At 75.7% G+C, this 25,875-nt stretch carries 18 protein-coding genes and 1 riboswitch; of the genes, 8 read left to right on the top strand and 10 right to left on the bottom strand.

Annotated features, from left to right (window positions below):
- Positions 1–14: 14 nt before the first annotated feature.
- Complete coding sequence (locus QNH85_RS17095; protein WP_282948326.1) at positions 15–1,682, bottom strand: ABC-F family ATP-binding cassette domain-containing protein; 1,668 nt, start codon at positions 1,680–1,682, stop codon at positions 15–17.
- A gap of 358 nt (positions 1,683–2,040) precedes the next feature.
- Between QNH85_RS17095 and QNH85_RS17090 the strand changes: the two genes are divergently transcribed.
- Positions 2,041–4,749, top strand: a complete 2,709-nt coding sequence (locus QNH85_RS17090) for a beta-glucosidase (protein WP_282948324.1) — start codon at positions 2,041–2,043, stop codon at positions 4,747–4,749.
- Positions 4,750–4,903: 154 nt separating this feature from the next.
- Complete coding sequence (gene hrpA / locus QNH85_RS17085; RefSeq protein WP_282948323.1) at positions 4,904–9,424, top strand: ATP-dependent RNA helicase HrpA; 4,521 nt, start codon at positions 4,904–4,906, stop codon at positions 9,422–9,424.
- A 112-nt stretch (positions 9,425–9,536) separates the two neighbouring features.
- Here the strand turns inward: hrpA and QNH85_RS17080 are convergent, their stop codons facing one another.
- Positions 9,537–10,922: an MFS transporter gene (locus tag QNH85_RS17080; protein WP_282948322.1), complete on the bottom strand. Its 1,386-nt coding sequence runs from the start codon at positions 10,920–10,922 to the stop codon at positions 9,537–9,539.
- Between the two features lie 270 nt (positions 10,923–11,192).
- Here QNH85_RS17080 and QNH85_RS17075 point away from each other — a divergent pair, with 270 nt between their 5' ends.
- The 3 genes from QNH85_RS17075 (at position 11,193) to QNH85_RS17065 (ending at position 12,683) form a co-directional block, all read left to right on the top strand.
- Positions 11,193–11,846, top strand: coding sequence for a DNA-3-methyladenine glycosylase I (locus tag QNH85_RS17075; RefSeq protein ID WP_282948321.1), 654 nt, complete (start codon positions 11,193–11,195; stop codon positions 11,844–11,846).
- A 123-nt stretch (positions 11,847–11,969) separates the two neighbouring features.
- Positions 11,970–12,302 carry a hypothetical protein gene (locus QNH85_RS17070; protein WP_282948320.1) on the top strand — a complete coding sequence of 111 codons (333 nt, stop codon included), beginning with the start codon at positions 11,970–11,972 and terminating at the stop codon, positions 12,300–12,302.
- Positions 12,303–12,356: 54 nt separating this feature from the next.
- Complete coding sequence (locus tag QNH85_RS17065) at positions 12,357–12,683, top strand: helix-turn-helix domain-containing protein (protein ID WP_282948319.1); 327 nt, start codon at positions 12,357–12,359, stop codon at positions 12,681–12,683.
- A 36-nt stretch (positions 12,684–12,719) separates the two neighbouring features.
- Here QNH85_RS17065 and QNH85_RS17060 read toward each other — a convergent pair whose 3' ends face one another.
- Positions 12,720–13,691: an SMP-30/gluconolactonase/LRE family protein gene (locus QNH85_RS17060; RefSeq protein ID WP_282948318.1), complete on the bottom strand. Its 972-nt coding sequence runs from the start codon at positions 13,689–13,691 to the stop codon at positions 12,720–12,722.
- Positions 13,692–13,813: 122 nt separating this feature from the next.
- Positions 13,814–13,909, top strand: a riboswitch (SAM riboswitch).
- Positions 13,910–13,914: 5 nt separating this feature from the next.
- Between QNH85_RS17060 and QNH85_RS17055 the strand changes: the two genes are divergently transcribed.
- Positions 13,915–14,958, top strand: a complete 1,044-nt coding sequence (locus QNH85_RS17055) for a methylenetetrahydrofolate reductase (RefSeq protein WP_282948316.1) — start codon at positions 13,915–13,917, stop codon at positions 14,956–14,958.
- Between the two features lie 8 nt (positions 14,959–14,966).
- The gene (metE, locus tag QNH85_RS17050) at positions 14,967–17,315 is read left to right on the top strand and encodes a 5-methyltetrahydropteroyltriglutamate--homocysteine S-methyltransferase (RefSeq protein WP_282948314.1); all 2,349 of its coding nucleotides are present in this window, start codon (positions 14,967–14,969) and stop codon (positions 17,313–17,315) included.
- Between the two features lie 73 nt (positions 17,316–17,388).
- Here the strand turns inward: metE and QNH85_RS17045 are convergent, their stop codons facing one another.
- From QNH85_RS17045 to QNH85_RS17035, 3 genes are all read right to left on the bottom strand, one after another.
- Entirely contained in the window at positions 17,389–17,850 is a 462-nt protein-coding gene (locus QNH85_RS17045) for an Hsp20/alpha crystallin family protein (protein WP_213282179.1), read from the bottom strand.
- A 162-nt stretch (positions 17,851–18,012) separates the two neighbouring features.
- Positions 18,013–18,447 (bottom strand): (deoxy)nucleoside triphosphate pyrophosphohydrolase, encoded by a 435-nt coding sequence (locus QNH85_RS17040; RefSeq protein ID WP_282948312.1) that lies wholly within the window; start codon positions 18,445–18,447, stop codon positions 18,013–18,015.
- Positions 18,448–18,573: 126 nt separating this feature from the next.
- Positions 18,574–19,551 carry a YeiH family protein gene (locus tag QNH85_RS17035; RefSeq protein ID WP_282948310.1) on the bottom strand — a complete coding sequence of 326 codons (978 nt, stop codon included), beginning with the start codon at positions 19,549–19,551 and terminating at the stop codon, positions 18,574–18,576.
- Between the two features lie 140 nt (positions 19,552–19,691).
- On the opposite strand from QNH85_RS17035, the gene QNH85_RS17030 reads away from it, so the two are divergent.
- Positions 19,692–20,615: a LysR family transcriptional regulator gene (locus QNH85_RS17030; protein WP_282948308.1), complete on the top strand. Its 924-nt coding sequence runs from the start codon at positions 19,692–19,694 to the stop codon at positions 20,613–20,615.
- A gap of 83 nt (positions 20,616–20,698) precedes the next feature.
- Here QNH85_RS17030 and QNH85_RS17025 read toward each other — a convergent pair whose 3' ends face one another.
- The 4 genes from QNH85_RS17025 to gcvP form a co-directional block, all read right to left on the bottom strand.
- Positions 20,699–20,941: a helix-turn-helix domain-containing protein gene (locus QNH85_RS17025; RefSeq protein ID WP_213284419.1), complete on the bottom strand. Its 243-nt coding sequence runs from the start codon at positions 20,939–20,941 to the stop codon at positions 20,699–20,701.
- 249 nt (positions 20,942–21,190) lie between these two features.
- Positions 21,191–21,562: a glycine cleavage system protein GcvH gene (gene gcvH / locus QNH85_RS17020; RefSeq protein WP_282948305.1), complete on the bottom strand. Its 372-nt coding sequence runs from the start codon at positions 21,560–21,562 to the stop codon at positions 21,191–21,193.
- A gap of 46 nt (positions 21,563–21,608) precedes the next feature.
- Positions 21,609–22,769: a glycine cleavage system aminomethyltransferase GcvT gene (gene gcvT / locus QNH85_RS17015; protein ID WP_282948303.1), complete on the bottom strand. Its 1,161-nt coding sequence runs from the start codon at positions 22,767–22,769 to the stop codon at positions 21,609–21,611.
- Complete coding sequence (gene gcvP, locus QNH85_RS17010) at positions 22,766–25,771, bottom strand: aminomethyl-transferring glycine dehydrogenase (RefSeq protein ID WP_282948301.1); 3,006 nt, start codon at positions 25,769–25,771, stop codon at positions 22,766–22,768. The genes gcvT and gcvP overlap by 4 nt, the downstream gene beginning before the upstream one ends.
- Between the last annotated feature and the right edge of the window lie 104 nt (positions 25,772–25,875).

Here is a 25,875-nt window from a genome sequence, read left to right as displayed (position 1 = left end):
ACCCTACGAGGGGGCTACGACACGAGCCGGCCGTCGACCACCTCCGCGCGCGTCCCGTGCCACGTCCGCCGCAGCCACCGGTCGTGCGACGCGACGACGACGGCGCCCGGGGCGGACCGCAGCGCGTCGGCCAGCTCGTCCGCGAGCGCGAGGGAGATGTGGTTGGTCGGCTCGTCGAGCAGCAGCACGTCGGGCGCCTGGGCGACGAGGAGCGCGAGCACGACCCGCCGGCGCTGCCCGACCGACAGCTCGCGCAGCGGCCGGTCCACGTCGCGCGGCGCGACGAGCCCGAGCTCCACGAGGGGGACCGCGTCGGGCACGCCGTCCGTGACGAGCCCGTAGACCCCGCGGGGGGTGCGCGGGTCGTCGGCGAGCCCCACGTCCTGCTCCAGGAGCGCGACCCGCGCGCCGCGCGCCCGGTGCACGGTGCCCCGCGCGGGGTCCAGGTCCCCGGCCAGCAGGTGCAGCAGCGTCGACTTCCCGGAGCCGTTGGGCCCGGTGACCAGCAGCGCGGTGTCGCGGTGCACGTCGAGCGCGTCGACGACGAGCCGCCGCGGCACCTCGGCGCCCCGGACCGCCACCGCGAGCCCGTCCGACCGGGTGGCGGCGGTGAGGGTGCCACGGAACCGCAGCTCGCGCGGCGGGCGGGGCACCGGGGAGGCCTCCAGGTCGGCGAGGCGCCGGCGGGCGTCCCGCACCCGGTGCGCCACCTGGTGGCCGACGCGGTCGCCGTACCGGCCGTAGGCCATCTTGTTGCGGTCTGTCATGGCGCGGCCCGGAGCCACCGCGCGAGCGCTGCCGTCGCCGGCCAGGGAGGCGCGCAGCAGCGCGACCTGCTCCCGCTCCGCCTCCCAGCGCTCCTGCCACTGCCGCCGGGCCGTGCGCTGCGCGTCGAGGTAGTCGGCGAACCGGCCGCCGACCACGCGGGGGCCGCCCAGCACCGGGTCGAGGTCGAGGACCTCGGTGCAGACCTCGTCCAGGAACACCCGGTCGTGGCTGGCCAGCACCACCGCGCCGGGGAGCTCGACGAGCGAGGCGGCCAGGAACTCGGACGCGGCGTCGTCCAGGTGGTTCGTCGGCTCGTCGAGCAGCACCGCACCGGGCCGGCGGACCAGCACCGCCGCGAGCGCGAGGCGGCTGCGCTGACCGCCGGACAGGGAGCCGCTCGGCCGCGCGGGGTCGACGCCGGCCAGGCCGAGGCCGGCCAGGACGCGCTGCGCCCGGGCGTCGGCGTCCCACACCTCGGCGGCCTGCGCGCGGGCGAGCGCGAGGTCGTACCGGGTGGCCGCGTCGCCGTCCGGGCCGTCGCCGCCCGCGAGCGCCGTCGCCGCACGCTCGAGCTCCCCGGCCAGCGCCCGGACCGCCGAGAGCGCCTCCTCGACCACGTCGTGGAGCGTCGCGTCCGGGCCGAACGGCGGCTCCTGGTGCAGGTGGGCGAGGTCGGCCGGCCGGTGCACGGTGCCGGCGTCGGGCCGGTCGGCACCGGCGAGCAGCCGGAGCAGGGTCGACTTGCCGGCGCCGTTCTCGCCGACGACGCCGAGCCGGTGCCCGGGCGCGACGGCGAGGCTGACGTCGGTGAGCACCCGGCGGTCGCCGAAGAGGCGGGACACGCCGACGGCGCGGAGGACGGGGGACTCGGGGGTACGGACCTCGGGGTCCGCGGGGCTGCCGGGTACCGGCATGCAGATCACCACCAGCGGCGCCGACGCCGCGAGCGCGGGTCGGCAGAGTCGGGACGTCAGGACTCGGGGCCGCTCAGATCCACATGGTGACGACGCTACGTCCGAGGACCGGGACGGGTCGAGGGATTTCCCCGGCGGCGCGGAGGGCGGCAGGCGCGGCGGGGGTGCGAGTCCGGTGGTCAGCGTCGCGCCCGGCGACACCGGCGCCCGCCCGGCGTCGTTGACCGGGGCAAGCAGTCCTTGACCATCACCCGGACCGGTGACGTACTGAGCACCGGCGGGGACGGCCGGTCGGGAGCGGTGCCGGCGGGTCCTCGTGCAACAGGGGGTGTCGATGATGCATCCAGGAACCCGGCGCGTGAGCGTGCCCGCCGTCCTCGCGGCGCTGGCGCTGACCGTCCCGATCGGCAGCGCGGCGGCGGCCGAGGACGACCCGGCGGTCGAGAGGGCCGTCACGGAGAGCCTGCAGGAGGGGCTCTCGTTCCCCGCGGACTTCTGGTGGGACGAGTCCCCCGACGACACGGCGCGGGCCCGGGCGCTGGTGCGGCAGATGACCCTCGACGAGAAGGTCGACATGCTGCACGGGGAGCTCAACAACTACTACGGGTTCTACAACCGGCCGCTCGAGCGCCTGGGCATCCCCGCCCTGACCATGGCCGACGGGCCGGCGGGCGTGCGGATCGCCAACCCCGACGTCAACGAGCAGCAGTCGACCCAGCTGCCGTCCCCGCTCGCGCTCGCCGCGACGTGGGACACCGCCCTCGCGCAGGAGTACGGCCGGCGCTCGGGCGACGAGGCCCTGCGCACCGGGCACAACGTCCTGCTGTCCCCGGCGGTCGACATCGCGCGGGTGGCCCAGGCGGGGCGTGCGTTCGAGGCGTTCGGCGAGGACCCGCTGCTGTCCGGCACGCTCGGCGCGGCCGGGATCCGCGGCATCCAGGCCAACCCGGTGGTCGCGGACATCAAGCACTACAACGTCTACACGCAGGAGCAGAACCGCCTGGCGGGCGGCAACGCCGTCGTCGACGAGCGGACGCTCCAGGAGATCTACACCCGCCCGTTCGCCATCGGCGTCCGCGACGGCCGGCCCGGGTCGGCCATGTGCGCGTTCAACAAGGTGAACGGCGCCTTCGCGTGCGAGAACGACGAGCTCCTCAACCAGATCCTCAAGCAGCAGCTCGGGTTCCAGGGCTGGGTGATGAGCGACTACGGCGCCACGCACAGCACCGTCCCCGCGATCCTCGCGGGTCTGGACCAGGAGATGCCCGGCAACACCACGCCCGAGGTCGGGCCCGGCACCTGCTTCTTCTGCGGCCCGCTGCTCGACGCGGTCCGGTCGGGCCAGGTCCCGATGTCGCGGATCGACGACGCCGTGCTGCGGATCCTGCGGCCGGTCGTCGCGCTCGGGCTGCTGGACAACCCGGCGACGGTCCGACCGCTGCCCGAGGCCGCGAACTCCGCGTTCGCCCGCTCGGTGTCCGAGCGTGCCTCGGTGCTGCTGAAGAACGACGCCGGCGCGCTGCCGCTGGCCGCGACCGTCGGCTCGATCGCCGTCATCGGCACGGACGCCGACGCGGTGGTGCAGGGCGGCGGCTCCTCGCAGGTGATCCCGACGCAGACGGTCAGTCCGCTGCAGGGCATCCAGGCGCGCGCCGGCGCGGGGGTCTCCGTGACCCACACGCCCGGCACCGACCCGGTGACGTCCGCCGCGCTGCTCCCGGGGCCGGACGCGATCCCGTCCGACTTCCTCACGTCCGCGCTGGGCGACGGGGAGGGCCTGCGGGTCGAGTACTTCGACACCCCCGACCTGTCCGGCACGCCGGCGGTCGACCGCACCGAGCCGTTCGCCGGCATCTTCGGCGGGTTCTTCCTGTTCGAGGGCTTCAACGCGCAGTCCCCGCACTTCCCGGTGCAGGACAACGAGCACAACGCGTCGATCCGCTGGACGGGCACCCTCACGCCGCCCGTCTCCGGGACGTACGAGCTCGCCGTCACCACCAACGGCACCAGCACGGTGTACCTGGACGACGAGCCGGTGCTGACGACCGGGCCGTCGGGCGACCCCGCGGTCACCACGGCGTCGGTCGACCTGACCGCCGGCACGACGTACGCCCTGCGCGCCGAGTACACCAACGACTCCCCGCAGGGCACCGACGCCGGGGCCGCGTTCCGGCTCGGCTGGACCCCGCCGGAGCCGGTCGTCACGCCCTCCGTGCAGGCCGCGGCGCAGGCCGCCCGGTCCGCGCAGACCGCGGTGGTCGTGGTCCGCGACTACTCCAGCGAGGGCGGCGACAAGCCGAGCCTCGACCTGCCGCAGGGGCAGGCGGAGCTGATCCGGCAGGTCGCCGCGGCCAACCCGCGCACGATCGTCGTGCTCGAGGCCGGGGGCGTCGTCCAGACGTCCGACTGGGACGGTGCCGTGCCGGCCGTCCTGCACAACTGGTTCGGCGGGCAGGAGCAGGGGAACGCCATCGCGCGGATCCTGTTCGGCGACGTCAACCCGTCCGGCCGGCTGCCGGTCACCATCCCCGTCGACGAGGCGTCCACCCCGGTCAGCGACCCGTCGCAGTACCCGGGCGACGGGCTCGACCAGCAGTTCAGCGAGGGCATCTTCGTCGGGTACCGGGGCTACGCCGAGCAGGGCATCGAGCCGCAGTACCCGTTCGGGCACGGGCTGTCCTACACGTCGTACGCCTACGCGAACCTGCGCACCGCCGCCGTCCCCGACCCGGACGGCGAGGGCACGCAGCTCCAGGCCACGGTCGACGTCACGAACACCGGGGCGGTCGCGGGTACCGAGACGGTCCAGGTCTACGTCGGGAACCTGCCGACCCGCCGGGTCAGCAGCGCGCCCGTCTCCCTGGCCGGGTGGGGCACCGTGACGCTCGCGCCCGGGCAGACGCAGGCCGTCACCGTGACCCTCAGCCCGGAGTCGATGTCCTACTGGGACGTCGACCTCGACGCCTGGCGGACCCCGACGGGGACCATCCCGGTGCTGGTCGGGGCGTCCGTGCAGGACATCCGGCTGCGCGGGTCCGTGGCGATCTCGGACCGGCTGCTCCGGTAGCAGCCGCACGCAGGGTCGCCCCGCCGGGACCGGTGCACGGCGCACCGGTCCCGGCGTCCGCGTGCCTCCGGGCGCGCGTGCTGCCCGATCGCCCTGATCGCCCTGCGCGAATCGGGATCGCCGCGCACGGCCCGTGCGGTGACAATGGAGGCCCGTGACTGCCACCGACCCGACCTCCGCCGCGCCCGCACCCCGGGACGACGCGCGCCCCGGGGACGCCTCCGAGGGGACCGGCGCGCCGCGGCGACGCGGGCGGCGCGGGGGCCGCGGCGGCCGTCCGCGCGACGCGCAGCCGGCCCGTGACGCCGAGGCCCGCACGCCCGGGGCCCGCACCTCCGGGCGCGAGGGCCAGCCCCCGGGCCGCGACGGCCGCGCGCGAGGGTGTGATGCCCGCGCCCAGGGCCGCGAGGGCCGGACCCGGCGCCTCGCCGCGCTCGCCGACGCCCGCCGCGCGGTGGTGCTCCCGCCGGTCGTCTACCCCGAGCAGCTGCCGGTGTCCGCCCGCCGCGCGGAGATCGCCGCCGCCATCCGCGACCACCAGGTGGTGATCGTCGCGGGCGAGACCGGGTCCGGGAAGACGACGCAGCTGCCGAAGATCGCCCTGGAGCTCGGCCGGGGGCGCGACGGCCAGATCGGCCACACCCAGCCCCGCCGGATCGCCGCGCGCACGGTGGCGGAGCGGATCGCCGAGGAGCTGGGCACGAGCATCGGCGAGCTGGTGGGCTACCAGGTGCGGTTCACCGACGAGTCGTCGGAGCGGACGCTCGTCAAGGTGATGACCGACGGCATCCTGCTCGCGCAGATCCAGCGCGACCCGGAGCTGCGCGCCTACGACACCCTGATCATCGACGAGGCCCACGAGCGGTCGCTCAACATCGACTTCATCCTCGGGTACCTGGCGCAGCTGCTGCCCCGCCGCCCCGAGCTCAAGGTCGTCATCACGTCGGCGACGATCGACTCGGCCCGGTTCGCGGCGCACTTCGCCGGGCCGGCCAGCCCCGAGCACCCCGAGGGCGCGCCGGCCCCGGTCGTCGAGGTCACCGGCCGCACCTACCCGGTCGAGATCCGGTACCGGCCCCTGTCCCCCGACCGGCCGACGGACGACCCCGACGACCTGGACGACGCCGCCCCCGCGCGCCCGGCCGCCCGCGCGAAGACGCCGCCCGCGCCGGCCCGCGGCGAGGAGCGGGACCTCATGACGGCCATCTGCGAGGCCGTCGACGAGCTCGCGACCGAGGGCCCCGGCGACGTCCTCGTGTTCCTGTCCGGGGAGCGCGAGATCCGCGACGCCGAGGAGGCCCTGCGCGGGCACCTCGGGCCGCGGGTCCAGGACGCGCGCCGGCCCGACGCGGTCGAGCTGCTGCCGCTGTACGGCCGGCTGTCGGCCGCCGAGCAGCACCGCGTGTTCCAGCAGCACGGCACCCGCCGCGTCGTCCTCGCGACGAACGTGGCGGAGACGTCCCTGACGGTGCCGGGCATCCGGTACGTCGTCGACCCCGGGACCGCGCGCATCTCCCGGTACTCGAAGGCCACGAAGGTCCAGCGGCTGCCGATCGAGCCGATCTCGCAGGCGTCGGCGAACCAGCGGTCCGGCCGGTGCGGGCGCGTCGCGGACGGCATCGCGATCCGCCTGTACTCCGAGGAGGACTTCGCGTCCCGCCCCCGGTTCACCGAGCCGGAGATCCTGCGGACGTCCCTGGCGTCCGTGATCCTGCAGATGATCTCGGTGGGCGTCGCGGCCGGGCCCGACGACGTGGCGCGCTTCCCGTTCGTCGACCCGCCGGACGTGCGGGCGGTCCGCGACGGCGTGCAGCTGCTCACCGAGCTCGGCGCGCTGGAGCAGGGGCCCGGCGGGACGCGCCTGACCGACACCGGCCGGGCGCTCGCCCAGCTGCCGATGGACCCGCGGCTGGCCCGGATGATCGTCGAGGGCGGCCGGCGCGGCGTGGCCCGCGAGGTCATGGTCATCGCGGCGGCGCTGTCGATCCAGGACCCGCGGGAGCGCCCGGTCGAGCAGCGCCCGCAGGCCGACCAGCTGCACGCCCGGTTCGCGGACCCGACGTCGGACTTCCTCACGTACCTGAACCTCTGGCAGTACGTGCGGGACGCGCAGCGGGACCTGTCGGGCTCGGCGTTCCGGCGGATGTGCCGGTCGGAGTACCTCAACTACCTGCGGCTGCGCGAGTGGCAGGACGTCGTGACGCAGCTCAAGGAGCTCGCGAAGCCGCTGGGCATCACGGTGAACCCGCCGCGGCGCACCGACCGGGACCTCGCGGCCGACCGCGACCCGGCGACCGAGGGCCGCGGCGCGCTGCGGCTCGAGTGGGACGCCGACCGCGTGCACGTCGCGCTGCTCGCGGGGCTGCTGTCGCAGATCGGCATGCAGGAGGCGTCGGACCTGTCGGGCGGCGCTCCCCCGCGCGGCAAGGGCGGCCGGGACGGCGGCCGCACGCCCGACCGGCGCGCCCGGAACGAGTACCTGGGCGCGCGCGGCGCCCGGTTCGCGATCTTCCCGGGGTCGGGCCTGGCCAAGAAGCCCCCGGCCTGGGTGATGGCGGGCGAGCTGGTCGAGACGTCCCGGCTGTGGGGCCGCGACGTCGCCCGCGTCCAGCCGGAGTGGGCCGAGGACCTGGCCGCGCACCTGGTGAAGCGGTCGTACTCGGAGCCGTCGTGGTCCTCCAAGCAGGGCGCGGCGACGGCCCTGGAGCGCGTGACGCTCTACGGCGTGCCGATCGTCACCGGCCGCCGCGTGCTGTTCGGCACGGTCGATCCCGAGCACGCGCGGGAGCTGTTCATCCGGCACGCGCTCGTCGAGGGCGACTGGACGACGCACCACGCGTTCTTCGCGGAGAACCGGCGCCTGCTCCAGGAGGCGGAGGACCTGGAGGCGCGGTCCCGGCGCCGCGGCCTGGTGGTCGACGACGACGCGCTGTTCGACTTCTACGACGAGCGGATCCCCGACGACGTCGTCTCGGCCCGGCACTTCGACCAGTGGTGGAAGGGCGCCCGGCGCACGCAGCCGGAGCTCCTGAGCTTCACGCGCGAGCTGCTCGTGGCCGACGACGCCGGGGTGGACGAGACGTCGTTCCCGTCGACCTGGCCGCAGGGCGACCTCGCGCTGCCGCTGACCTACCAGTTCCAGCCCGGAGCCGACGCGGACGGCGTGACGGTGCACGTGCCGCTCGTGGCCCTGGCCCGGGTGCGTCCCGAGGGCTTCGACTGGATGGTGCCGGGGCTGCGCGAGGAGCTGGCGACCGCCACCATCCGCGCCCTGCCCAAGCCGGTGCGGGTCCAGCTCGTGCCGGCGCCGGACGTCGCGCGGGACGTGGTCGCCTGGCTCGACGCGCACACCGCGTCGTGGGAGGACACCGTCCGGGCGGCGGACGCGGCGCCGTCGTTCCACGACGCCTTCCGGCAGGCGGTGCGCGCGCTGCGGGACGTCGACGTGCCGGCCGACGCGTTCGACGACGACCGGCTGCCGCCGCACCTGCGCGTGACGTTCCGGGTGGTCGACGACCGCGGGCGGGTGGTCGACGAGGGCAAGGAGCTCGCGGTGCTGCAGCGGCGGCTCGCGGCGCGCACCCAGGACGCCGTCAGCACCGCGGTGCGCAGCGCCGTCCGCGACGCGATGCAGGACGCCCGCGCCGCGGACGGGTCCCGTGCGCGGGCGGCGGACGGGTCCCGAGGGGTCGCGGCACCGGCGCCCCGGCCCGGCGCCGGACCCCGCGCCGACGCCGCCCCACCGGCCCTGCCCGGGTTCGACGGCGCCGACCTCACCACCTGGCCCGCGGACCTCCCCGGCGGGACGCTCCCGGAGCGCGTCGAGACCCAGGACCCGAGCGGGCTGACCGTCCGCGGCTACCCCGCGCTGGTCGAGCACGGGCGCGGCGCCGCGGCGACCGTCCGGGTCGAGGTCCTCGCCGACGCCGGCGAGCAGGCGCTGCGGCACCGCGCCGGGCTCCGCCGGCTGCTGCTGCTCGACGTGGGGCTGGCCACCGGCCGGATCACGTCCCGGTGGACCGGCACCCAGGCGCTCACCCTCGCCGCGAGCCCGTACCCGAGCACCGAGGCCCTGGTGGCGGACGTGCAGCTCACCGCGGTCGACGCCCTGCTCGGCGAGCACCTGGCCGGCCGCCCGGCGACCACGGTGCGGAGCGCCGACGCCTACGCCGCCGTCCGCTCGTTCGTCCGCGACCGCCTCGAGGACGCGGTGCACCGGGTGGTGGGCGACCTCGTCCCGGTGCTCACCGCCGCGCGGGAGCTCGACGGGGCGGTGCGCGGCACCCGGTCGATCGCGCTGCTCGGGACCGTGCAGGACGTGAAGGCCCAGGCCGAGGCGCTGGTGCACGACGGCTTCGTCTCCGAGACCGGCGCCGAGCGGCTGCCCCAGCTCGGCCGCTACCTGCGCGCCGCGGCGTACCGGCTCGACCGCGCCTCGTCGAACCCCGCCCGGGACGAGCAGCTGGCGTGGCAGGTGCGGGACCTGGAGCAGCTGCTCGGCCAGACCCGCGCCCGCGTCACGTCCCGCACGCCGGTCCCGGCCGACCTCGCCGCCCTGACCGAGGTGCGGTGGCTGCTCGAGGAGCTGCGCGTGAGCCTGTTCGCCCAGCAGCTCGGCACGCCGGTCCCGGTGAGCGAGAAGCGCATCCGCAAGGCCCTCGCGGCGCTGGCGTAGCGGTCCCGGACAGGCCCCGGACACACCGCGAGGTCGTCACCCAGGCGCGAGGTCGTCCGTCAGACGTGACGACCTCGGCCGGGAGTGACGACCTCGGCTGGGGTGGGGCTGCTCAGGCCTCGTGGGAGAGGCGGCCGTAGTCCTGGTCCTTCGTCTCGCGCGTGAGGATCAGCGCGACGAGGGTGAGGACGGCGGCGCCCGACAGGTACACGCCGACCAGCCAGGTGCTCCCGTCGGCCGCCGACCACAGCGCCAGCGCGACGATCGGCGCCAGCGCGGCACCCAGGATCGACGAGACGTTGTAGGCGATCGCGGAGCCGGTGTACCGGACGTTCGTCGGGAACAGCTCCGGCAGCAGCGCGCCCATCGGGCCGAACGTCGCGCCCATGAGCGTGAAGCCGAACACCAGGAACGCCTGCGTCATCGCGCCGGTGAACGCGACGTCCTCCCGCACGGTCAGGAACAGGCTGAAGCTGAGCCCGAACACGATGATCAGGGACGTCACCCAGAGCAGGAGCTTGCGGCGGCCGACCCGGTCGGCCAGCGGGCCGGCGAGCAGCGTGAAGATCCCGAAGAACACCACGCCGATGATCTGCATGAGCACGAAGTGCACGTACGGGATGCCGAGGCCGCCCGGCTCGCCGTCCTCCGGCGCCACGGCGCGGGTGCCGTAGGTGAGCGTGAAGTTCGTCATCAGGTAGAACAGCACGTACGTCGCCAGCATGATGAACGTGCCGAGCAGCGTGGCACGCCAGTGGAACTTCAGCGTCGTGCCCAGCGGGATCTTGGTGATCTGGCCCTTCTTCTCCGCGGCGGTGAACGCCTCGGACTCCACGAGCCGGAGCCGCACCCACAGGCCGATGATCACCATGACGGCGGAGAACAGGAACGGCACGCGCCAGCCCCACGACATGAACGCGTCGGACCCCTCGCCGAGCACGCCGTTGATGACGAGGAACAGGCCGTTGGCGATGATGAAGCCGAGCGGAGCGCCGAGCTGCGGGAAGGTGCCGTACCAGGCGCGCTTCCCGGCGGGGGCGTTCTCCGTGGCGACCAGCGCCGCACCGGACCACTCACCACCGAGCGCGAAGCCCTGCGCGAGCCGGAGCACCAGCAGGGCGACCGTCGCCGCCACGCCGATGTGGCCGAACGTCGGCAGCACGCCGATGAGGAACGTCGCGACGCCCATGGTGAGCAGGGACAGCACGAGTGTGGTCTTGCGGCCCCGCCGGTCCCCGAGGTGGCCGAAGAAGATCGCGCCGACCGGGCGGGCGACCATCGCGGCGCCGAACACCGCGAAGGACGCGAGCAGGGCCGTCGTGTCGTTCCCCGTGGGGAAGAACAGCTTCGGGAACACGAGGACCGCGGCGGTTGCGTAGACGTAGAAGTCGTAGAACTCGATGGTGGTGCCCACGAGGCTCGCTGCGATGACGCGGGACGGCGAGTTCAGCGGCCGCGGGGCGGCCGGCGTGGTGGTGGGCACTGCTGGTGCTGACATGGCGGGAGGGCTCCGGTTCGGCGACGGTCGACGGCGCGCGGACCACCGTGGACGTCCCGGTGGTGGTCGGCTCGCAGGTCGGCTCAGGTGACGCTCGTGGTGCTCCAGCGCGGGATGGACCCTACGCCGTCTCAGTGCGTAGACGGATCTTGTTCACATCCCGGACGGTCGGCCGATCGCCGGGCGCCCAGCCGACCACAGGCTCCGGGTGCGGCGCGGGCTGTGGAGGACGGCCGCGGGGTGTGGGCGCCGTGGGGCAGAGTGACGGCCATGACGAGCGCAGACACCCCCGACGACGGCCCGCTCCTACCGGGCGCCGTGCACCCGGTCACCGCCGCCACGGCCGGGCCGACCCTCCCGGGTCGCCGCTGCTTCGGCGACGGCGACCCGCTGTACGAGCGGTACCACGACGAGGAGTGGGGCCGGCCCGTCCACGGGGAGCGCGAGCTGTACGAGCGCATGACGCTCGAGGCGTTCCAGTCGGGCCTCGCCTGGATCACCGTGCTCCGCAAGCGCGAGGCGTTCCGCGAGGCCTTCGCCGGCTTCGACGCCGCGGTCGTCGCCACCTACGACGAGCACGACGTGGAGCGCCTCATGGCGGACGCGGGGATCATCCGGAACCGCGCGAAGATCGTCGCCGCCGTGGCGAACGCGCGGGCGCTCCTCGACCTGCACGACGCGGGCGGGACCCTCGACGAGCTGTTCTGGTCCTACGCCGTGGACCGCGCCGACGCGCCCCGCCCCCGCAGCTTCGCGGAGGTGCCGGCCACCACGCCGTCCTCCGTCGCGCTCGCCAAGGAGCTGAAGCGGCGGGGGTTCCGGTTCGTCGGCCCGACCACCGCGTACGCGGCGATGCAGGCGTGCGGGATCGTCGACGACCACCTCGCGGACTGCCCGGTCGTCCTGGCCCGCGCCGCGGGCTGACCACAGATGGCGGCCGATCCTCCACCGCCACGGCGCTGGCAGGTCGAGGTCTGGGGGGACGACGCCACGGGAACGTCCGGGTTCGAGCGGTGGTTCCGCCGGGCCGACCCGTACACGCAGGCCGTGGTCGACGCGGTGCTGACTCATGTCGTCGAGCCGCACGGCCTCGACCTGGTGGGAACCGAGTGGTGCCGCGCTCTCGGCGGCGGCCTGTACGAGCTGCGTGTCCGGCAGTCCCTCGCCGCCGTCCTCTCCCGCGGCCAGAGGTCGCCCTCCGAACCGTTCCGCGGTGCTCGCCGCACGGTGCTCCTGCGGATCTTCGCGACCTTCCACGGCGATCGCGTCGTCCTGCTGCTCCACGCGTACGACAAGGGACGTGACCCGTCGGAACGACGGCAGCGCCGGGAGATCGCGGCGGCCAGGCGCCACCTCGCCGCCTGGCGGGCGAGCACTTGACGTCCCATGTGCGTCAGCACATAAGATCAGCCAGGACAGCACGGGAGGTGCGCCATGGCCACGACGCCGTACCGCCAGATCGCAGAGGACGTCCGAGCGGGGTGGACCCCCGACGTCCAGGCCGTCGCGAACCGGACGGGGGCCGATCTCCGTGCCCGGCTGGCAGCGGACGAACGGCTGGGCCAGGACATCGCGGCACTCCGCCGGGAGAACCACCTCAGTCAGGCACAGCTCGCGCAGCGGGCGTCGGTTCAGCAGGCGGACATCAGCCGCATCGAACGCGGGCTCGGCAACCCGACCAGGGACACGCTGGTGCGCCTCGCGTCCGCGCTGGGTGGGCGCCTCACCGTCGTCGGTGAGCCTGCTCCCGGGGAGGACTGAGGTGGGACCGCGGGCAACGCGCCGGGGAGCGCCGGCTCACCGGTCGGCGAACCGCGGCACCGGCAGCCCGTCGACCGCGACGGCGCACCCGAGCACCGCCCCGCCCAGCGGGTCGCCGTCGGCCGCGGCGGTCGTCACGAACAGCCGCCCGGCACCCGGCGCCCCGAACCCCGGGCACGTCACGTCCGGCGTCGGCGCCTCGACCACGCCCACCGGGGTCCCGTCCGGCGAGACCCGCAGCACGCACCCGGCGCCGTACACCGCGAGCCACAGGCACCCCTCGGCGTCCACCGCGGTGCCGTCCGGGGTCGGCCCGTCCGGGTCGAACGCGAGGAGCACCTCCGGCTCCCCGCACGTGCCGGACGCGACGTCGTACGGCATCCGGAACACCACCCCGGCCGCGGTGTCCGTCAGGTAGCACGTGCCGCCGTCGGGGCTCCACGCCAGCCCGTTCCCGATGCCGACGCCCGTGTGCACCGCCCGGACGTCGAGCCCGTCCGCAGCGGCGGACCCGTCGGCGGACCCGCCGGACGACACCCGGTAGACCGTGCCGTCACCGGGTGACCCGTCCCGCGGCATGCTCGCCACCCAGAACCGCCCGGCCGGGTCGCACCCGCCGTCGTTGAACCGGTACCCGGCCGGCATGTCGCCGGGCCGGGTGACCGGTCCGAGCGTGGTGCCGTCGTGGACGCCGAGCCCGTCCGCGGTCGCGAGCAGCAGCCCCCCGGACGCGGTGGGCCAGGCGACCCCCACCTGCGACGGGACGTTCGACAGGCTGTCCCGCAGGGGGTCGCCGCCGGCCCACCGGTGCACGGTGCGGCCGTCGATGTCGACCCAGACCAGCGCGTCCGCCGACGCGTCCCAGAGGGGCCGCTCCCCCAGCTCCGCGCGCGCGTCCCCGAGCACCTCGGCGCGACCGGTCACGGTGCCGGCCGCCCGGGCAGCGGCCACCAGGTCGGGGACCCGGAGGCGGGTGGCGGGCAGCGGGACGGCGCGCAGGTCGGTCATCGGCCGACCCTGGCACGCCGCCCAGCGACCCGCACGCGCAGCCCTCCGCGTGTGGTCCCCGTCACGAGTAGATGACGCATCAGGGGCACTGGACACCCTCCGGGGCGGGCTCTACGGTGGCCACACCATCCAGAGCGGCCGAGAGACCTGGCTCGTCGACGTCGCAGCAACCCCCCTCCTCGTGAGGGTGTGGGTGCTTCCGCCAGGTTCGATGGAGCTGACGATGAGCAGTACTGGCGCACCCGCGCACCCCACGGCCGACGACGCGGTGGCCGACGGCCTCGGTGCCGTCGACCGCCCCACCGTGTCGTTCGAGCTGTTCCCGCCGCGGAACCCGGACGCCGCACCGCGGCTGTGGTCCACGGTGCAGCAGCTCGCCGCCGCGCGCCCGGACTTCGTGTCCGTCACCTACGGCGCGTCCGGCAGCACCCGGCAGACCACCCGGGCGCTCGTGCGGCGGCTGCTGCGCGAGACGTCGCTCAGCCCGATCGCGCACCTGACCTGCGTGGGCACCTCGCGGGAGGACCTGACCCGCACGGTCGAGGAGTTCCTGGACGAGGGCGTCCGCTCGTTCCTGGCGCTGCGCGGCGACCCGCCCGCCGACGAGTCCTGGCGGCCGCACCCCGAGGGCCTGCCGACGGCGAGCGCCCTGGTGGCGCTGCTCCGGGAGATCGAGCGGCGCCGGTGCGCCACCAGCCCCGCGCAGGCCGTCCGCGCGGCGAGCCGGCCGCTGTCGGTGGCGGTCGCCGCGTTCCCGCGGGGCAACGCCGGCTCGGGCAGCACGCGGGAGCAGGACATCGCGGCGCTGCTCGCCAAGCAGGAGGCCGGCGCGGACTTCGCGATCACCCAGGTGTTCTACGACGTCGACTCGTACTGCGAGCTCGTGGCGCTGGCCCGGGACGCGGGCGTCGTCATCCCGATCATCCCGGGGATCATCCCGATGACCGACCCCGCACGCCTGCGCCGCGTCCAGCAGCTCACCGGCGTGGAGGTGCCGGCGCAGGTCCTCGACGTGCTCGACGCGTTCGACCCCGAGGACCCCGTCGACGTCGGCCGCCGGCACCGCGCGGGCACCCGCCTGGGCGTCGACCTGGCGAACGCCGTGCTCGACGGCGGCGCGCCCGGCGTCCACCTCTACACCTTCAACACCCCCGGCCCCGCGCTGGACCTGCTGGAGGGCGCCGGCCTCGGTGGCGACGCCCCCAGCGCGCACAGCCGCGTCACCGCGGCCCCCCTCGACGACCCGACCCCCGTTCCCACCAGCTGAGGCGAGACATGACCGAGCACACGCACCCCTTCCCCGCCGGCACGATCCTGGGCTACCCCCGCATCGGGCCGCGCCGCGAGCTGAAGAAGGCCCTCGAGGCGTTCTGGGCCGGCCGCGCGAGCGCCGAGGAGGTCGAGGCGGCGGCCGCCGACCTGCGCCGCCGCACCCGCACCCACCTGGCCGGGCTGGGCCTGGACACCCGCCTGCCCGCGATCCCCAGCGCGTTCTCCTTCTACGACCACGTGCTCGACGCCGCGACCGTGCTGGGCGCGGTGCCGGAGCGGTTCGCCGACCTGACGACGGCCGACGGCGGGCTGGACCTCGCGGGGTACTCCACCGTCGCCCGCGGCCGCGGGGACGACCTGCCGCTCGAGATGACCAAGTGGTTCGACTCGAACTACCACTACCTGGTCCCGGAGATCGGCCCGACGACGACGTTCCGCTACGCGAGCGACCGCCCGGTGCGCGAGCTCGCCGAGGGCCTGGCCGACGGCGTGCTCACCCGCCCGGTGCTCGTCGGGCCGGTGACGTTCCTGGCGCTGGCGAAGCCGACCGAGGACGCGCCGGAGGACTTCCTGCCGATCGACCGCCTCGCCGACGTGCTGCCGGTCTACGCGGAGCTGCTGCGGGACCTCGCCCGCGCCGGCGCCACGTGGGTGCAGCTCGACGAGCCCGCGCTGGTGTCGGAGTCGACCGGCGTGCCCGCCGACCGGCTGCTCGCCGCGGCGGCCGAGGCGTACCGGGCGCTGGCCACCGCGCTGCCCGCCGCCGAGCGCCCCGCGATCCTCGTGGCCGCGCCCTACGGCGACCTCCGCGACGCCCTGCCCGTGCTCGCGGGCACCGACGTCGAGGGCCTCGCGATCGACCTCGTGCGGGGCGACGTCCCGGCGGAGCCGGTGCCGGGCCTGGGGTCGAAGGTGCTCGTCGGCGGCGTCGTCGACGGCCACAACGTCTGGCGCGCCGACCTCTCGGCCGCGCTCGGCACGCTCGAGCGTCTGGAGGGCCTGGGCGCCGCGCAGGTCGCGGTCGCGACCTCGACGTCGCTGTTCCACCTCCCGCACGACGTGGAGGAGGAGCAGCAGCTCGACCCGACCCTGCGGTCGTGGCTGGCGTTCGCGGACCAGAAGGTCGGCGAGGTCGTCACCCTGGCGACGGGCCTGACCGAGGGCCGCGAGGCCGTGCACGCGGAGCTGCTCGCCGCCGCCGACGCCCGCCGGAGCCGCGCCGAGGCGCCCGGCGTCGTCCGCCCGGAGGTCCGCGACCGGCTCGCCGCGCTGCCCGCCGACGCGTTCCACCGCGGGCCGTTCGACGCCCGCCGCGACGCCCAGGCCGCCCGCCTGCGCCTGCCGGCCCTGCCCACCACGACGATCGGGTCGTTCCCGCAGACCCCGGAGATCCGGGTGGCCCGCGCCGCGTTCGGCCGCGGGGAGCTGACCGCCGCGCAGTACGAGGACGAGATGAAGGCGGAGATCCGCCGCGTCGTCGAGCTCCAGGAGGAGATCGGCCTGGACGTCCTCGTGCACGGCGAGCCCGAGCGCAACGACATGGTGCAGTACTTCGCCGAGAACCTCGACGGGTTCGACGTGACGCAGCACGGCTGGGTGCAGTCCTACGGCTCGCGCTGCACCCGCCCGTCGATCCTCTGGGGCGACGTGTCGCGCCCGGCACCGATCACCGTGCCGTGGACGACCTACACGCAGTCGCTCACCCCGAAGCCGGTCAAGGGCATGCTCACCGGGCCGGTCACGATCCTCGCGTGGTCGTTCGTCCGCGACGACCAGCCGCTCGCCGACACCGCGAACCAGGTGGCGCTGGCGCTGCGGGACGAGATCGCCGACCTCGAGGCCGCCGGCACCGCGATCGTCCAGGTCGACGAGCCCGCCCTGCGGGAGCTGCTGCCGCTGCGTGCCGAGGACCACGCCGCCTACCTGGACTGGTCGGTGCGGTCGTTCCGCCTGGCGACGTCGGGCGTGCGGCCGGACACCCAGATCCACACGCACCTGTGCTACTCGGAGTTCGGCGAGGTGATCGGCGCGATCGACGGCCTGGACGCCGACGTGACGTCGATCGAGGCGGCCCGCTCGAAGATGGAGATCCTGGCCGACATCGCCGCCGAGGGCTACCCGCGCGGCATCGGCCCGGGCGTCTACGACATCCACTCGCCGCGCGTGCCGAGCGAGGCGGAGGTCACCGAGCTGCTCTCGGAGGCCGTCCGCGCGATCGACCCGGCGCAGCTGTGGGTGAACCCGGACTGCGGGCTGAAGACCCGGCGGTACGCCGAGGTCACGCCGTCGCTGGAGCACATCCTCGCGGCGACGCGCACGGTGCGGGCGGGCCTGGCGGTGCCGACCGCCTGACGGCCCCGGACGCGACGACGCCCCGGTCTCCCCGCGCGGGGGACCGGGGCGTCGTGCGCGCCGTGCCGCCGGCTCAGGCGTTCGCGTGCTGCTCCGGCTGCGACGCGTCGGCCCGCTGCTCGATGGTCGCCGGTGTCCCACCGGTGGTGACCTCGATGCGGCGCGGCTTGGCCTCCTCGGCCACGGGGATGGTGAGCGTCAGCACGCCGTCGGCGTACGACGCGGAGATGGCGTCGAGCGCCAGGCCGCGGCCCACGGTCAGCTGCCGCGCGTAGGTGCCGACGGGGCGCTCCTTGGCGAGCCACTGCACGCCGTCCTCGGTCCGCGCCGTGCGCTGGGCGCGGATGGTGAGCGTGCGGTCGTCCACGTTCACGTCGATCGAGCCCGGGTCGGCTCCCGGCAGGTCGACGTGCAGGACGTAGTGGTCGCCGGCGCGGTACAGGTCCATCGGCATGGTCGCCGCGGCCCGCTGCGAGCCGAGCACCTGGTTCATCAGCCGGTCCATCTCCTGGAACGGGTCGAATCGCGTAGCCACAGCCCGTCACCTCCTCCGAGCGATCGGGCCCCGGACGGTCCGGGACCGCGGTGCTGTCCCGGGCCTGGTCGGCCCGGGAGGGCTACGAGACATGTTTTAGCACTCTCGTGTGGTGAGTGCCAGATCGGTCCCCGGGTGTTCGCTCAGAGATGAACGCGCTGGTCAGGCGCTGCGGACGTCGCCCTCCACCCGTCGCCCGAGGGCGTCGACGATGCGCACGTCGGCGTCCAGCCACGGCACCGTGAGCCACTGACCGCGCGGCAGCCAGCGCAGCGCGTCGTGCTCGACCAGCGGCTCGGGCGTGCCGGCGACGACCTCCGCGAGCCACAGCCGCATCGTGTACCGCTCGCTCAGCCGCCAGCACCCGTCGTCCGGCCCGGGCAGCTCGTCGCCCAGGCCCACGCGGACCCCGAGCTCCTCGCGCAGCTCGCGGTGCAGGGCGTCCTCGGGCGCCTCGCCGGGCTCGACCTTGCCGCCGGGGAACTCCCACCGCCCGGCGAGGCTGGCGGGCGACCGCCGCCGCGCGGCCAGCAGCTCCGCGGGGGCGTCGAGGTCGTCGACGATCGCGGCGGCCACGACGAGCACGGGGAGGTCCATGCGGAAAGTCTGCCAGCGCGACATGTCCTGCGCGTTGCGCCGTCGCGACGCCCCGGGTGGAACGTTCGAGCGGACACGTCGTGGGCGTGTCGGCCGGAACCGTCCACCCGGGAGGCAGCGGGCGGGTCAGGCGACCAGGACGAGGCCCGCCAGGCTGACGGTGGCCGCGACGAGCGTCGACGCCGCACCGAGCGCGAGCGGCCGGCCGCCCGTGCGGACCAGCCGGCCCAGGTGGATCTGCGTCCCCAGCGCGGTCATCGCGGCGCCGAGCAGCAGGGTGGTCACGGGCTTCACCGCCGGCAGCACCGCGTCGGGCAGCACGCCCGACGACCGCACGGCCACCGCCACGACGAACCCGACGACGAACAGCGGCACGAGCGGCGGCCGTCCGGCACCCGGCCGACCCGCGTCCGGCGGGGCGGACGCCCGCCGCGCGACCCCGACCCCCGCGACCAGCGGCGCGAGCAGCACCACGCGCGCGAGCTTCGCGACCACGGCGACCGACAGCGCGGCGGCGGACACGGTGCCCGCCGCCGCGACCACCTGCGCGACCTCGTGCACCGACATCCCCGCCCACAGCCCGGCGGTCCGGTCGGAGAGCCCGAGCGCGGCGGCGGCGAGCGGCACCCCGACGATCGCGAGGCTGCCGTACACGGTGACCAGCGCGACCGCGGTGGCGACCTCCTCCTCGTCGGCGTCGGCGACCGGGCTCATCGCGGCGACCGCGGCGGCGCCGCAGATCGAGAACCCGGTCGCGACCAGCAGCGTCAGCGCGCGCCCGACCCCGAGGCGCGGCCCGAGCCACCGCGTCGCCGCGAAGGTCGCCGCCACCGTGACCAGCAGGACCGCGGCCTCGGCGACGCCGAGCCCCAGCAGGTCGCCGACCGACAGCTGCAGCCCCAGCAGCACGACGCCCGCCCGCAGCACCCGCCGGCCGGTCCACGCGAGGCCGGGCTCGAGCGCCGCGGGCAGCAGCCCCGCGGACCGCGCGACCGCCCCGAGCAGGATCGCGACCAGCAGCCCCGGGAGCACGGGGACGGCGCGGGTGAGCGCGAGGCACGCCGCGGAGACGCCGACCGCGACGAGCACGCCCGGCAGCAGCACGGGCAGGAGCGCGCGCCCGGCGAGGGCGGAGCGGCGGGGGACGGCGGGGACGGGGGGACGGGCTGCGGCACCCTGCCACGATCCGCGACGCCGGCGCCCGCCGGAACGCCCGATGCCCTCGCACCCTCTAGCCTGACGCTATGGCCCCGGACGCACCCGGCCGACGCGTCCCGCTCGGCGCGCTCGAGCTGCTCGACGCCGTGGACGCGCACGGCTCGCTGTCCGCGGCCGCCCGCGCGCTCGGGATGGCCCAGCCGTCGGTGAGCACGGGCCTGCGCCGGCTCGAGCGGCAGACCGGCCTGGCGCTCGTGGTGCGCACGGCGTCCGGGACGCGGCTGACCGACGCGGGGACCGCGCTGCTGGGCCGCGCGCGCGACGTGCTGGCCGCGTCGGACGCCCTGGAGCGGGAGGTCGCGGCGCTGCGGACCGCCCAGCAGGGCCGGGTGCAGGTCGCGGCCAGCCTCAGCGTCGCGGAGTACCTGGTCCCCGGCTGGCTCGCCTCCCGCCCGGCCGGGTCGCCCGTGGTGGACCTGGAGGTCGCCAACTCCCGCGACGTGGTGGACGCCGTGCTGCACGGTCGCGCCGACCTGGGGTTCGTGGAGGGACCGGACGTCCCCGACGGGCTGCACGCCCGCCCGGTCGGCGACGACGAGCTGGTGGTGGTGGTCGCGCCCGGGCACCCGTGGGCCCGCCGGCGCCGGCCGGTGACCGCGGCCGAGCTCAGCGCGGCGCCGCTCGCCGTGCGGGAGGCGGGGTCGGGGACGCGCGCGGTGCTGGAGCGGGCGCTGGTCGCGGCGGGACACCCGCTCGGCGGGTCGCCGGCGCAGCTGGGCTCGACGTCGGCGGTGAAGAACGTGGTGCGGGGCGGCTCCGCGGCGGCCGTGCTGTCGGCGCTGACCGTGGCCGACGAGCTCGCGCGCGGGGACCTGCGCCGCGTGCCGGTCGACGGGGTCGACCTGCGGCGCACCCTGCGGGTGGTCTGGGCCCGCGGGCGCCGGCCGTCCCCGGCGGCGCGTGACCTCGCGGAGCACGTGCTGCGGGAGTCGGGGCGCGCGCGGCGCTGATCCGCGGGGCGGTCCCTGCGCCGTGGGGGCGGCGCGGCGGGACGCGTCCGGCGGCGGTCGGCCCGGGGGCCGGCCGACGTGGGTCAGCGGATGCCGGCGGCCTTCGCCCAGGCGACCGCCTCGGCGCGCGTGGAGACGCCGATCTTGCGGTACACCGAGCGGACCTGGGACTTCACCGTGTTGCGGGTGACGAACAGGCGGCGGGCGATGTCCTCGAGCGTGACGTCCTCCGCCAGCTCGGCGAGTACGACCCGCTCACGGACCGTGAGCGGCTCACCGAGGATGCTGGTGGTGGACGGCGTGGGGGCGAGCTCCAGGGTGGCCATGGGTGTCCTCCGTGTGCGAGTGACGAGAAACCGGCTGCTGGGGGTCTCCGGCGGCCTACTCCCCGTTGATCGGCAAGTGTGGCCGTCGGTGTCGCAGTTCGGATCTCACCCGCTTCTCACCCGCGGCGGACCAGACGGTACTGGTGGGTACCGTGGTAGGTCCGAAGTCCCAGGTCACCCTCCGGCAAGCGATATCCAGCCCCCCGGCACAAGTCCACCCGAACGGGCTAACACCCTTTCGGGTGCATCTCAGTCCGTGATCCGGGCCGCGTACTCCTCGGCCGTGAGCAGCGCCCCGGTGCCCGTGACGTCCACGCGGAACAGCCACCCGGCGCCGTACGGGTCGGCGTTCACGACCGACGGCTCGTCCACCGCCTCCTGGTTCACCTCGACCACGGTGCCGGACACGGGGGAGAACAGCTCCGAGACCGACTTGGTGGACTCGACCTCCCCGACCACCGCGCCCGCGGCGATCTCGCTGCCGACGGTCGGGAGCTCGAGGTAGACGATGTCGCCGAGCGAGTCGGCAGCGTTCTTCGTGATGCCGACGGTCGCGGGGGTCTCGCCCTCGATCCACTCGTGCTCGGCGGTGTACTGCAGGTGGGCGGGGACGTCGCTCATGGGGTTCTCCGGGGACTCGGTGGGAAGCGGCGGGCGGGGAGGTCGGTCAGGACCGACGGTAGAACGGCAGCGCGACCACGCGGACGGGCTCGCGGCGGCCGCGCACGTCGACGGCCAGCTCGGTACCGACCGCGCTGACCTCGGGCGTCACGTACGCCATCGCGATGGGCGTGCCGAGCGTCGGGGACGGCGCGCCGGAGGTGACCCGCCCGACGGTGGCGGCGTCCGGGTCGGTGCCGGCGACGACCTCGTACCCGTGCCGGGCGGCGCGGCGGCCGGTCCCGACCAGGCCGACGAGGACGCGGGAGGGGGCCGAGTGCGCGCGGGCGGCCAGGGCCTCCCGGCCGACGAACGGCAGCGGGTTCCCGTCGGCGTCGACCTTGTCGAGGCGCACGACCCGCCCGAGGCCCGCGTCGTGCGGCGCCGTGGTCCGGTCCAGCTCGTTGCCGTACAGCGGCATGCCGGCCTCGAGGCGCAGGCTGTCCCGCGCGGACAGGCCGGCGGGCACGAGCCCGAGCGGCCGGCCCGCCGCGAGCAGCGACTGCCAGAGGCCGGGCGCGGCGGCGGCGGGCACGAACAGCTCGAACCCGTCCTCGCCGGTGTAGCCGGTGCGCGCCACGAGCGCCTCCACGCCGGCGACGGTCGCGGGCACGGCGGCGTAGTACTTCACGTCGCGCACCGCCTCGACCTGCGCCGGGTCGGTCAGCCCGGTGACGATCTCCGCCGCAAGCGGGCCCTGCACCGCGACGAGCGCCGTCTCCAGGGACCGGTCCGTCAGCGAGGCGTCGAACGGGGCGAGTCGTTCGGCCAGCGCGTCGCGGACGACGTCGACGTTCGACGCGTTCGCCACCACCAGGTACGACGCGTCGCCCAGCCGGTAGACGATGAGGTCGTCGACGATGCCGCCGTCCTCCTGCACGATCATCGTGTAGCGGGCGCGGCCGATCGCGAGACCCGAGATGTTCCCGACCAGCGCGCGGTCCAGCCCCACCCCGGCCTGCGGGCCGTCGACGTGCAGCTCGCCCATGTGCGAGAGGTCGAACAGGCCGGCGGCGGTGCGGACCGCCTGGTGCTCGGCGAGGTCGCCGGCGTAGCGCAGCGGCATCATCCAGCCGGCGAACGGCGTCATCGTCGCGCCGAGGGCGACGTGCTCGTCGTGCAGCGGGGACAGCACCGGCTCGGTCGCGGTGGTCGTCGGCTCGCTCACAGTGCGGCTCCCTCGGCGTAGGCCTCGATCGGCGGGCAGGCGCACACGAGGTTCCGGTCCCCGTGCGCGCCGTCGATCCGCCGGACCGGCGGCCAGTACTTGCCGGCGCGCAGGCTCGCGACCGGGTAGGCGGCCAGCTCGCGGCCGTACGGCTTGTCCCACGTGTCCGAGGTGACGGCCGCGGCGGTGTGCGGGGCGCCCCGCAGCGGGGACTCCGCGACGGTCCACCGACCGGCGGCCACCGCGTCGATCTCCCCGCGGATCGCGACGAGCGCGTCGACGAACCGGTCGAGCTCGGCCAGGTCCTCGCTCTCGGTGGGCTCGACCATGAGGGTCCCCGCGACCGGGAACGACAGCGTCGGGGCGTGGAACCCGTAGTCCATCAGCCGCTTGGCGACGTCCTCCGCGGTGACCCCGGTCTCCTTGGTGATCGCGCGCAGGTCGAGGATGCACTCGTGCGCGACCAGCCCCGCGGGGCCGGTGTAGAGCACCGGGAAGTGGGGGGCGAGGCGGGAGGCCAGGTAGTTCGCGGACAGCACCGCGGTCTCGGTGGCCCGGCGCAGGCCGTCGCCGCCCATCAGCGCGACGTAGGCCCACGAGATCGGCAGGATGCCGGCCGAGCCGAACGGCGCCGCGGACACCGCCGGGGCGGACCCGCCCGCGAGCGCGCCCTCGTCCCCGGTCCACACCGCGTCGGTCGCCGGCAGGTACGGCACCAGGTGCGCCGCCACGCCGATCGGCCCGACGCCGGGGCCGCCGCCGCCGTGCGGGATGCAGAAGGTCTTGTGCAGGTTGAGGTGCGACACGTCGCCGCCGAACTCGCCCGGCCGCGCGAGGCCGACCAGGGCGTTGAGGTTGGCGCCGTCGATGTAGACCTGGCCGCCCGCGGCGTGCACCAGGTCGCAGACCTCGCGCACGTCCTCCTCGTAGACGCCGTGCGTCGAGGGGTAGGTGATCATGATCGCCGCGACCCGGGGGCCGTGCTGCTCGAGCTTCGCGCGCAGGTCGTCCAGCTGCACGGAGCCGTCCTCGGCGGTCGCGACGACGACGACCCGCATGCCGGCCAGGGCGGCCGAGGCGGCGTTGGTGCCGTGCGCGGAGGCGGGGATCAGGCAGACGTCGCGGACCGGGACGTCCTCGGGGGAGGCGCCGGCGGCGACCGCCTCGGCCCGGCGGCCCTCGTGGTACCCGCGGATCGCGAGCAGCCCGGCGAACTCGCCCTGCGAGCCGGCGTTCGGCTGCACGGACACCGCGGCGTACCCGGTGATCTCCGCCAGCCACGCGGTCAGGTCCCCGATGAGCTCCGCGTACCCGGCGGCCTGCTCGGCCGGCACGAACGGGTGCAGCCCGGCGAAGCCCGGCCACGAGATGGCCTCCATCTCGACCGTCGCGTTGAGCTTCATCGTGCAGGAGCCGAGCGGGATCATCGTCCGGTCCAGCGCGAGGTCCTTGTCGGACAGCGCCCGCAGGTACCGGAGCATCGCGGTCTCGGACCGGTGCCGGTGGAACACCGGGTGGGTGAGGTAGGCGCTGGTGCGGCGCAGCGACGCGGGGATCGCGGGCGCGTCGAGGCCCCCGGCGGCACCGGGCGCGCCGGCCGCGGCGTCGGCGTCCGCGAACGCCGCGAGCACCTCGGCCACGTGGGCCTCGGTCGTCACCTCGTCGCAGGTCACCTGGACGTGGTCGTCGTCGGCCGCCCAGACGTTGATCCCGCGGGCGGCCGCGGCGGCGACCACGGCGCGGGCCCGGCCCGGCACCACGGCGCGGACCGTGTCGAAGAACTGAGCGTGCTCGACCCGCACGCCGCCGGCGCGCAGCCCGTCCGCGAGCGCGACCGCCCGCGCGTGCACCCGCTCGGCGATCTCCCGCAGGCCGTCGGGGCCGTGGTAGACCGCGTACATCGAGGCGACGATCGCCAGCAGGGCCTGCGCGGTGCAGATGTTGCTCGTGGCCTTCTCGCGGCGGATGTGCTGCTCGCGGGTCTGCAGGGCCAGGCGGTAGGCGCGGGCGCCGTCCGCGTCGATCGAGACGCCGACCAGGCGGCCCGGCAGCGAGCGCTCCAGGCCCGTCCGCACGGCCATGTACGCCGCGTGCGGCCCGCCGTAGAACAGCGGGACGCCGAACCGCTGCGCCGAGCCGACGGCGATGTCCGCGCCCTGCTCGCCGGGCGGCGTGAGCAGCGTGAGGGACAGCAGGTCCGCGGCGACGGTCACGAGCGCGCCCGCGTCCTTCGCCGCCGCGATCAGGGGCGCCAGGTCCCGCACCGCGCCGGACGCGCCGGGCGCCTGCAGCACGAGGCCGACCAGCGCCTCGTCGCCGAGGTCCGGCAGGCCGGCGGACAGGTCCGCGACCCGGACGGCCAGCCCGGCGGCCTCGGCGCGGCCCAGCGTGACGGCGAGCGTCTGCGGGAGGCAGTCGGCGTCGAGCACGACCACGCCGGTGCGGCCCTTCGCGGAGCGGTGCATCAGGGCGACCGCCTCGGCGACGGCCGTGGCCTCGTCCAGCAGGGACGCGTTCGCGACCGGCAGCGCGGTGAGGTCCGCGACGACGGTCTGGAAGTTCAGCAGCGCCTCGAGCCGGCCCTGCGCGATCTCGGGCTGGTACGGGGTGTACGCGGTGTACCAGGCGGGTGACTCGAGGACGTTCCGGCGGATCACCGGCGGCGTCACGGTGTCGTGGTAGCCCAGGCCGATCATCTGGGTCAGCACGGTGTTCTTGTCCGCGAGCTCGCGGAGCGCCGCCAGCACCTCGGACTCGCCGCGGGCCTCGGGCAGGGCCAGCGGCCGGTCGGTGCGGATGCTCGCCGGGACGGCGGCGTCGATCAGCGCGTCCAGGCTGGGCCAGCCGTCGCCCACGTGCGCGAGCATCGGGTCGAGGTCGGCCGTGCGCGGGCCGACGTGCCGGTCGGCGAAGCCGCGGGCGGCGTCCGTGCGGGACGCGTCGGCGGGCGTGCCGGCGTCCGTCGTGCGGGCGTCGGTCGGGAGGTGCTCGAGCTGGGTCACGCGGCTGCTCCGGGGTCGGACGAGCGGATGGGGCGTGCGCCTCCCCGCTCTGTCATCCGCCGGCCACGGGCACGGAGCCCGGGACGTGCGACCTGAGAGTTTTG

The organism is Cellulomonas endometrii (assembly GCF_949769265.1).
GTDB classification, from domain to species: Bacteria; Actinomycetota; Actinomycetes; order Actinomycetales; family Cellulomonadaceae; genus Cellulomonas; species Cellulomonas endometrii.
This window is presented reverse-complemented; position numbering and strand designations above follow the sequence as displayed.